7 protein-coding genes and 1 other RNA gene are annotated in these 9,576 nt (G+C 27.4%); all 8 read right to left on the bottom strand.

What is annotated here, in order from left to right; genetic code table 11:
- Positions 1–358: 358 nt before the first annotated feature.
- The 8 genes from rnpB to FMAG_RS08725 all read right to left on the bottom strand — a co-directional run bounded on the left by rnpB (position 359) and on the right by FMAG_RS08725 (position 9,454).
- Positions 359–698: RNase P RNA component class A (gene rnpB, locus FMAG_RS13410), an RNA gene on the bottom strand.
- Positions 699–707: 9 nt separating this feature from the next.
- Positions 708–1,292 carry a hypothetical protein gene (locus FMAG_RS08755; RefSeq protein ID WP_005885982.1) on the bottom strand — a complete coding sequence of 195 codons (585 nt, stop codon included), beginning with the start codon at positions 1,290–1,292 and terminating at the stop codon, positions 708–710.
- A gap of 15 nt (positions 1,293–1,307) precedes the next feature.
- Positions 1,308–2,084, bottom strand: a complete 777-nt coding sequence (locus FMAG_RS08750) for a Nif3-like dinuclear metal center hexameric protein (protein ID WP_005885980.1) — start codon at positions 2,082–2,084, stop codon at positions 1,308–1,310.
- Positions 2,081–2,779 (bottom strand): sigma-70 family RNA polymerase sigma factor, encoded by a 699-nt coding sequence (locus tag FMAG_RS08745; RefSeq protein ID WP_005885979.1) that lies wholly within the window; start codon positions 2,777–2,779, stop codon positions 2,081–2,083. Before FMAG_RS08745 ends, FMAG_RS08750 begins: the two co-directional genes overlap by 4 nt.
- Before the next feature lie 186 nt (positions 2,780–2,965).
- Positions 2,966–4,312, bottom strand: a complete 1,347-nt coding sequence (gene rpoD / locus FMAG_RS08740) for an RNA polymerase sigma factor RpoD (protein WP_005885978.1) — start codon at positions 4,310–4,312, stop codon at positions 2,966–2,968.
- A gap of 30 nt (positions 4,313–4,342) precedes the next feature.
- A complete protein-coding gene (gene dnaG, locus FMAG_RS08735) occupies positions 4,343–6,148 on the bottom strand; it encodes a DNA primase (RefSeq protein ID WP_005885977.1) in 1,806 nt (601 codons plus the stop codon).
- Positions 6,149–6,284: 136 nt separating this feature from the next.
- Positions 6,285–8,012 (bottom strand): peptidylprolyl isomerase, encoded by a 1,728-nt coding sequence (locus tag FMAG_RS08730; protein WP_005885976.1) that lies wholly within the window; start codon positions 8,010–8,012, stop codon positions 6,285–6,287.
- A 56-nt stretch (positions 8,013–8,068) separates the two neighbouring features.
- Positions 8,069–9,454, bottom strand: a complete 1,386-nt coding sequence (locus tag FMAG_RS08725) for a sigma-54-dependent transcriptional regulator (protein WP_005885975.1) — start codon at positions 9,452–9,454, stop codon at positions 8,069–8,071.
- Between the last annotated feature and the right edge of the window lie 122 nt (positions 9,455–9,576).

Genomic DNA, 9,576 nt, shown 5'->3' with positions numbered 1-9,576 from the left:
CCGGTATTAGCATTCGTTTCCAAATGTTGTCCCAGACTGCAGGGCAAGTTCTTTACGCGTTACTCACCCGTCCGCCACCATCACCCGAAGGATCAAGTAGACTTGCATGTGTTAAGCATTCTGTCAGCGTTCATCCTGAGCCAGGATCAAACTCTTCGTTCAATCTATATAACTCAGTAAAATTTACTGATTGTTTTACACCAATTTATTGTTGTGTTTGCATTAATTGTCTTTCTCTATTCTGTTGTTAATGTCCTTATTCATCAGTGCCGCTCTCTCGCGGACAAGATATATATTATCACAAATAATATTTTTCGTCAATACTTTTTTTTAAAAATTTATAAAATTTTAATTTTTATAAAAAAGGCATTAAATAAGCCGGGTTTTGTATATGTTAATTATTTATCTAGAATTATAATCTCTTATAATTTCAAGCAACTTACCCTGAAAGCTGGACGAGCAACCCTTAACCTTTCCTATTTAGTCTTGCTCCAGAGGGGGTTTACCTAGCTTCTTTAGTTTCCTAAAGAACTGGTGGTCTCTTACACCACCTTTTCACCCTTACCAAAATGGCGGTCTATTTTCTGTGGCACTTTCCTTAAAGTTTCCTTTAGCAGCCGTTAGCTGCCCTCTTGCTCTGTGGAGCCCGGACTTTCCTCTCCTTAAAAATTTAAGCAGCAATTAACTTTAATACCTTTTTTATTTAATTATTTTCTTCTACTTACTATTTCCATTTCTTCTTTAAAACTCTTTTTATATTTTACCATAAGTATTCTTATAATCATAGCAAAAATTATAAAAAATATTCCACCCATTATTATAAAGAATTTATTTTCTTTTTCTTCTACTACTTCTTCTTCAACAATTATAGGTTCTTCTATCTTTATCCCAGCAAGTATTTCATCTAAACCATTTAAAATTTCTACTACATATTTATCAGATTTTTTTTCTTTTAAGTATTGTTCATTGATATTTAATAGATTATCTATTTCGCTCTGAACATCCTCAAGCTCTATATCTTTAGTTAATTTTAATTCTACTTTAAATTTCTTCTCATCTAACTTTATTAAATTAAGCATAACTAATTTTTCTGCTTGTTCTGCTACAAATCCATCATCTTCTACAAAACTATTAACATAAATACTAATATTTCTATTTTCACTAATCTCTTTTATCTTATTTTCGATAACATTTTTCTGATTTTCATCAAATATATTTAAATTATCATTTATTTTTCCAAATGATAATAAATTTATTAAAAGAAATCCTAATATCATTAATTTTTTTTTCATTTAGATACTCTCCAATTAGTAATTCTTAAAAACTGGTCCATCATTATAAATTATAACATCTATATCCATTTTTTCAAAGTATGTTTTTAAAAGTTTTACGAAACATTTCTCACTTTCAAAATGTCCTATATCGATTAAACTTAAATTATTTTCTTTGGCATCTAATGCCTCATGATATCCTATATCCCCTGTTATAAATAAATCAACATCTAATTTTTTTACTTTTCTCCAATAACTCATTCCAGAACCATTTACAAGAGCAATTTTTTTTATATTCTTTCTTACATCTCCTACTACCCTTACATTTTCAATTTCTAATTTTTCTTTTAAAAATTTTATATATTCTAATATTGAAATTTCTTTTTCCAATCTATAAATTCTTCCTATTCCACAATTTAAACCATTAATATTTTCATCTATTATTTTAGATTCTTTTATTCCTAATTGTTTTAATATATAATCATTCAATCCATTAAAAGCTGAATCTAAATTTGTATGAAGAGTATATAAATTTATTCTATTCCCTATTAATTTTATTATTTTTCTTCCTAATATTGTAGAATTATCTATACTCTTTACTCCTTTAAAAATCATAGGATGATGAGTTACTATCATATCAACACTATTTTTTATAGCATTATCTATAGCTACTTCAGTAGCATCCAAAGAGATTTGTATTTTTTTTATTTCTCTCTTATTATCTCCAACTAGTAATCCTACATTGTCCCACTCTTCTGCTAAATTTTTAGGAAATTCTTTTTCTAATTCTTTTATTATCTCTTTTGTTATCATAAAAACATCTTTCCTTCCATTGTTGATAAAATTAAAAGAGCTTGTTCAAATATAATATCTCCTTTTCCCTTTTCTATTCCTAATTTTTCTTCAATTTCAAAAATAGAAAATCTTCTCTCTACTCCAAAACCAAAGTAATAATTTAATACCTCTATTTGTCTTGAACTTAATCTATTTTTTAAACTTGAAAACTCTGTTAATTTTTCCATTAATTTTTCTCTCTTATCTATTGCATCTATACTTGGAAGTAAATCTTCTTCTGTTAAGTAAACTTCAGTTTTATCTTCTACCTCTTCATGTTCATGCCCTACTTTTCCAAAATTTTCTCTCTTATCTTTGAAAAAACTTTTAAATTCATTTTTTATATCTGTTATTTTATTATTAATAAATAAAACTATCTCTCTTATTATCCAATATTTTTTATAATTTTCAAAATCTCCATGTTTCTCGCCATTATAATTTTCTATCCCTTTTATAAGCCCCATTGTTCCTTCTTGTACTACATCAAGATAGGCTACTCCTTCTCTTAAATAATTAAAAGCAATAGAAGCAACTAATGGTAAATTTTGAACAATAAAATCTTCTCCTTCTGGATTTTCATTTGGAGTTATACTAGCTATCTCTTCTAAATAATCAATTACACTCTCTTCGCCTAAAATATCTAAATCTTCATCTTCTAATTCTTTTAATGCCAATTTTGAATAATCTAAAACTAACTCTTTTTTCTCTTCTAAAAACTTAAAAAAATCTTCATCATTAAAATATTGCTTTACTACTTTTTTTCAAAATCCATTACATTTATCTTATCCATTTTACACTCCTTTTTAAAACCTAAAAAGAGGCTGACATCAATATTTTTCAGCCTCTCCCCTTTGCTATAGTTATACTTTAAAATCTTCTAATTTTTTTCTTCTACTTGGATGTCTTAATTTTCTAAGAGCTTTTACTTCTATCTGTCTTATTCTCTCTCTTGTTACTTTGAAAATTTTTCCTACTTCTTCTAGTGTTTTAGGTGAACCATCATCTAAACCATATCTATATCTTAAAACTTTTTCCTCTCTACTACTTAAACTATTTAGTACACCATCTAATTGTTCTCTTAATAGTGATCTATTAGTTAATTCATATGGGTTTAACATTTTATTGTCCTCTACGAAATCTCCTAATTCACTATCTTCCTCACTACCTACCGGAGTCTCTAATGAGATCGGATCTTGGTTCATTTCTTGAATAGCTTTTACCTTTTCAACCTCCATTCCAAGTCTTTCAGCTAGTACTTCTGGTGTAGCATCTTTTCCTGTTTCTTGAAGGTATATTCTAGCTTCTTTCTTAATTTTATTGATTGTTTCTATCATATGAACAGGAATTCTTATAGTTCTTCCTTGGTCTGCAATAGCTCTTGTTATAGCTTGTCTTATCCACCAAGTTGCATATGTTGAAAATTTATATCCCTTTGTATATTCAAACTTCTCAACTGCTTTCATAAGTCCTATATTCCCCTCTTGTATTAAATCAAGTAGTTTTAGCCCTCTGTTTGTATGTTTTTTAGCAATACTTACAACTAGTCTTAAGTTAGCTTCTATTAGTTGTTGACTTGCCCATTCATCTCCTTCTAAGGCTCTTTTAGCATATTCTAACTCTTCATCATGACTTAATAAAGGAATTTGTCCTATTTCACGTAAATACATTTTTATAGGCTCATCCACTTTCATATCTCCAGAAAGAGTAAATAAATCATCACTTATATATTCATCATCACCAATATCTTCTAAATCATCAGGATTAAAATGATCAAAGTCATCATCAAAATCATCCAATTTTCCATCTAAAACATCATCAAAATCATCATCATCTAAAAAATCATCTTTTTCAAAAAGGTCTATATCTTCATCTTTGAAGTCATCAAAACTATCTTCATCAAAATTTTCTTCTTCCAATTCCTCTTTTTCTTTTTTCTTAGCTGCTTTTTTAGGAGTTGATTCTTTTGTTTTTTTAGCTTTTGCTTCTTTAGTTTTTATTTCTTTAGCTATTTTTTTGTTTTTATCAATATCTGCTTGTCTTATTATCTCAATTCCTTGGTCCATCATTCCAGTTATTAATTGTTCTATTTTATCAACTGGAAAATCATCTTTAAGTCCATCATTAATCTCTTCATAAGTGATGCACTTGTTTTCCATAGCTTTTCTAACTAAGGCTAGAACCTTTTCATTTTTTATAAACTCTCTCATTATTTGAGCCTCCTCTAAATAACTTATAGATTAATTAATTATCTCTTTAAAATTATCATAAATCTCTTTTATCTCATCAAAACTATTTACTCTACTTAATTTTATCTCTAATTGTTTGATTTTGTTAGTAAGTAATAGCCCTTCTATTAAATCCATACCTTTTACTTTTCTATAACTACTATCTATCTCTTGCTTAAACCAAGATAGAAATGTTTCTGTCAGTAATTCCTCTATTTTTTTATCATTAGAAATATTTTCTATTAATGTACAAATCAATAATTGCCATTGCTCTAACTCTTCTGAAGTTAGCTCAAGATTTTGAGAGAGATTCAAAGTACTATCTTCTCTATCTATCTCTTTATGTTGTATTAAGTATTGAAAAACCTTTTTAGTTAAAGAACCTTTTATATTTTTATCACTAAAGTATTTAAAGTACTCTCTCTTAGCTAATATTAAGAAGAGAGTATCTTTTTCTACTCTATTAATAATTTCCGATTTTTCCCCTATATTTATATTTACTAAATCTTCTTCAAATTTCCTTGATTTTTTTCTATTTTTATCTATTAAAATTTCTTTTAATATATTTTTATCTACATCTATCTCTTTAGAAAGCCTATCTAAATAAAGTGTTTTCTCTAATTCTGTCTCTACACATTGAAAAAATTCTTTAAACCTATTTATAAAATTTTGTTTAGACATCATATTATTTAAGTCATAATCCTTTAAATAATATTTAAACAAAAAATCAAATATCTCAACTGAATTTTTTACACACTTTAAAAAACTCTCTTTTCCAAACTGCTTTAAATATTCATCTGGGTCTTTAGCCCCTTCTAGCTGTAAAATTCTAATATTAAATCCTAAACTTTTAAGGATAAGTCCAGCCCTTTCTGTTGCGGATTGTCCTGGTCCATCTGAGTCAAAAGATAAAATTATATTGGAAGTATATTTTTTTAATAATACTCCTTGCTCTTCTGTTAAAGCAGTTCCTAATGGAGCTAATGCTACATCAAAACCATATAGATATGCTGATAGTACATCCATATACCCTTCCATTAACATAGCATAATTCTTTTTTCTAATTACTCCACTTCTTTCTAAACCATATAAATTTTTTCCCTTTTTGAAAATAGGTGTATCTGGAGAGTTAATATATTTAGGAGTTTCCTTATCTTTTTCTAATGTTCTTCCTCCAAAAGCGATTACATCTCCCTTTATTGAAAAAATTGGAAATATTATTCTATTTCTAAAAGTATCATAATTATTTCCATTATCTCCCTCTTTTATTAATCCTAATTTTAATAAATCTTTGCTTTCATATCCCTTTGATACCAAGTAATCATTTAATTCACTCCATTTATTTGGAGCAAATCCTAATCCATTTTCTTTTATTACTTTAGGATTCAATTTTCTATTTGATAAATACTCTAAAGCTTCTCTTCCTTGATTTGAAAATATACTATTTTTATAAAAAAGATGTGCTTCTTTCATTATCTCATAGTATTTTTCATAACTCTCCTGTTGCTTTAAATTATTATTTTCTAAACTTTTTATGGGGATTGCATATTTTTGAGATAACTCTTCTACTGCTTCTATAAAACTTATCTTTTTATATTGAGAATAGAAAGAAATAGGATTTCCTCCAGCTCCACATACAAAACATTTACATATATTTTTACTTGGGCTTACCATAAAGGAGGGAGTAGTATCAGGATGAAATGGACATAAACCTTTATAATTAGCTCCAGATTTTTTTAACTCAACAAATTCTCCAACAACTTCTTCTATCTTTAGAGAATCTATAAGGAGGTCTATATCTTCTGACTTATATTTCATTTTCTCCCTCCTTTTCATTTTTTATACAGTTTTGTAATCTATTCAGCTCTATAGTATAATACATTTTCCAAAATAAAGCAAATAAAAAATTAATAAAAAAGAGAGTAACCTTTTTAGGTCAATCTCTTTTCTATTTTTAGATATATTTTTTCATATCCTCTTGTGCTTTACTATTTATATAATCTTCTCTTACACTATCTTTTACTTCTTCAAATTTAGCTTTTTTATATTTTATATCCTCAGTTTTATTGAAAATATATACTTTTTCATCTAAAGTTATACTCTCTACTTTATCTTTAGGAGCATCTAAAATATATTTTGCTAAGTTCTCATTATATCCTAATCCTGATATATACCCAGCATTATTTATTTTAAATTTATTAGTTTGAACAACATCTGCTCTACCTTTTCCGATATTTTCAAAAGTTATCTCTTTTGAAGTAAGTTTATTTTTTAACTCTTCTATCTCTTTTTCTTTTGAATTAATAGTTGCTTCTGAAACTTTAGGAATTATTAAGATATGACTAGCTTTTGCTTTTGACTCTTTATCATTTCTATCTTCTATTAAAATCAAGTGATATCCAAATACTGTTTCTACTGGTGTAGGATATACTTTTCCTACTTCTCCTTCAAACACAGCCTTTTGGAAAGGTTCTACCATATCCCCTTTAGAGAACCAACCTAGTTCTCCACCATTTCCAGCACTTGGTCCTTGTGATAACTCTTTTGCTTTTTCCTTAAAATTTTCACTAGTTAATGTTTTTAAAATCTCTTCAGCTTCAGCTTTTGCTTTTACTTTATCTTCAGAAGATGGTTCTATCTTCACTATAGCTATATCTGCTTGTGCACTTGGGAATGTATCATATTTTAGACTATTTTTTTCAAAATAAGCTTTTAAATCTGCATCAGTTGGTTTTATTCCTGATTTTATATTTTCAAATAATCCCTTTTGATATTGAGCAAATTGATAATCTACTGGTAAAGTTTCATCAGCAGTTACCCCTCTTTTCTTAGCTTCATTAGCTATTTTTATTTGAGAGTCATAGTATTTTTTTGCTTCTTCTTTAGCTTGAACTTTATCTAAATTTCCCATAAATAACATATTTAATGTTCTCTTAGCTAAGTCTACATTTGTAATTACAAAACCATCTTTTTCTATCTCAGTTTTTTCAACTAAACCTTGATACTCTTGTGATATATCCTCTATCTTAGCAGATACTTTTATTTTTTCTAAAAGTTTTAAGTACTCTTCCATACCTTTTTGCTCTTTTAGAGATTTTATGATGTCCTCTTTAGCTTCATCTAAACTTTTTTCACTATATAGAGTATTTTTATTTTCATTGTAATTATTCATTATCTCTTCTTCAGTTGGTACTATACCCTCTTGTATTTTTTGGAATGTTTTTTCTATTAACATATTATTTTTTATCTCATTTTTAAAAGTTTTTTTAGTATATCCTTGTACAGCTAACATTCTTTTAAATTGCTCTTTATTTCCAACTGAATTTTCTATTGCTTCATATTGAGCATTTACTTCACTATTTGGAACTTTTAAATTTAATTCCTCTGCTATCTTTAATGTTAAATTTCTATTGATGATATCATCAAAAGCTATTACCTCTATTAAATCCTTGTCTAACTTATCTCCTAGATATCTTGAATATCCTTGAGTTAAGTTTGCCTTTGTTTTTTCTACATCAATTTTTGAAATTTTATCTCCATCTAATTTAAAAGCATAAACATTGGCTCTACTATATGAGCTCTTCATATTCATATATGCTAACATAGCTGATGATGCTATAAATAGTATTGTTATAAACCAAATAAATGGTTTGATATGTTTACGAAATTTTCTTATTGCCATTTTTTCCTCAGCCGAAGCTGTCCCCTTTCTTAGTTGTTTAACCTTTTAGCCTCTTTCTATTTAAAATCTAAACCATATTTTCTTATTTTCTCATAAAGAGTTGTTCTTCCAATTCCTAATAACTTAGATGTTTCTTGTTTGTTCCATCTAGTTTTTTGAAGAGCTATTGCAATTACAACTTTCTCAACATCAGCTAAGCTATAAATCTCTTGCTCTAATATATCTTTTAATGGTCCTACTCCAACTACTGTTTTATTTTCTACAGTATCAGATTTCATTTTGATTTCTAATGGTAAATCTTCTACATCTATTACTTTATCAGTTGAAAGGATAACCATTCTCTCTATCATATTTTTTAACTCTCTGATATTTCCTGGATATGAATATTCCATTAAGTATTTCATAGCTTCTCCTGAAATTACTGGAGTATCTCTATGTAATTCTCTTACTATTTTGTTTAAGAAATAGTTTGCTAGTAATGGGATATCCTCTTTTCTCTCTCTTAGAGGTGGAACTTCAATTGGGAAAGCTGTTAATCTATGATATAAGTCTTTTCTAAATCTTCCCTTTTCTGTCTCATCTTTTAAATCTTTGTTACTAGAAGCTATAAATCTTACATCTACTCTTCTAGTTTTATTTTCACCAACTCTTTTTAACTCTCCATACTCTATTACTTTTAATAATTTAGCTTGACATTTTATATCCATAGCAGAGATATCATCTAAGAATATAGTTCCTCCATCTGCTTCTTCTAAAAGTCCTTTTTTACTAGAGTTAGCTCCTGTAAAAGCTCCTCTCTCATATCCAAATAACTCTCTCTCCATCATTTCTTCTGGAATTGAAGCACAGCTTACAACTATATAGTTATTCTTTCTTCTATCGCTTTTCTTATATATTTCTCTTGCTATTATCTCTTTTCCTAATCCATTTTCTCCAGTAATTAGTACAGCTAGATCACTTTCAGCAACTTTTTCTACTAAGTTTTTAACATCTTTTATTCTTGATGACTGTCCTACTATTTCACTCTCTTCTTCAAGACTAGCTAGCTTCTCTTCTAATTTTCTCTTCTCTTTTAACATTTCTAGATTTTTTAATGCTGGTAGAATTATTCTGTTCATCTCTTTTAATTCTACTGGTTTCATTAAATAGTTATATATATCTGCATTTTTTAATTCTTGTATAGCTGTTTCTGTTTCATCTTCTAGTAATCCTACTATTACAAAATCTTTTCCTAATCCACTTAATTTTCTTTTTGCTTCAGCAAAGTTAAACCAAGTTAAATACTCATCTAAAAGAATAATATCAAAGTCACTCTCTCTTAACATATCAAGAGCATCTAATAAATTATTAAAAGTTATTATTTCATATTGCTCTGATAATTCTTTTCTTATTTGTTTCAAAGTTTCTTTTCTCTCCGAAATTGCTAAAATAGCATTTTTCATATATTACCTCCAATTTTATTTTTATAAATAATCGTATTTTTTGCTTTTATCTTATACATGTATTATAATAGATATTTTGTATTTTTTCAAGACTATTTTTTTTATTTTGCACATTTGCCCAT

The organism is Fusobacterium mortiferum ATCC 9817, assembly GCF_000158195.2.
In the GTDB taxonomy this organism is placed as follows: domain Bacteria; phylum Fusobacteriota; class Fusobacteriia; order Fusobacteriales; family Fusobacteriaceae; genus Fusobacterium_A; species Fusobacterium_A mortiferum.
This window is presented reverse-complemented; position numbering and strand designations above follow the sequence as displayed.

Coding starts and splice junctions, on each gene's coding strand:
- FMAG_RS08725 (WP_005885975.1), bottom strand. CDS start 9,454: ATGAAAAATGCTATTTTAGCAATTTCGGAGAGAAAAGAAACTTTGAAA.
- dnaG (WP_005885977.1), bottom strand. CDS start 6,148: ATGAAATATAAGTCAGAAGATATAGACCTCCTTATAGATTCTCTAAAG.
- FMAG_RS08750 (WP_005885980.1), bottom strand. CDS start 2,084: ATGATAACAAAAGAGATAATAAAAGAATTAGAAAAAGAATTTCCTAAA.
- FMAG_RS08730 (WP_005885976.1), bottom strand. CDS start 8,012: ATGGCAATAAGAAAATTTCGTAAACATATCAAACCATTTATTTGGTTT.
- rpoD (WP_005885978.1), bottom strand. CDS start 4,312: ATGAGAGAGTTTATAAAAAATGAAAAGGTTCTAGCCTTAGTTAGAAAA.
- FMAG_RS08755 (WP_005885982.1), bottom strand. CDS start 1,292: ATGAAAAAAAAATTAATGATATTAGGATTTCTTTTAATAAATTTATTA.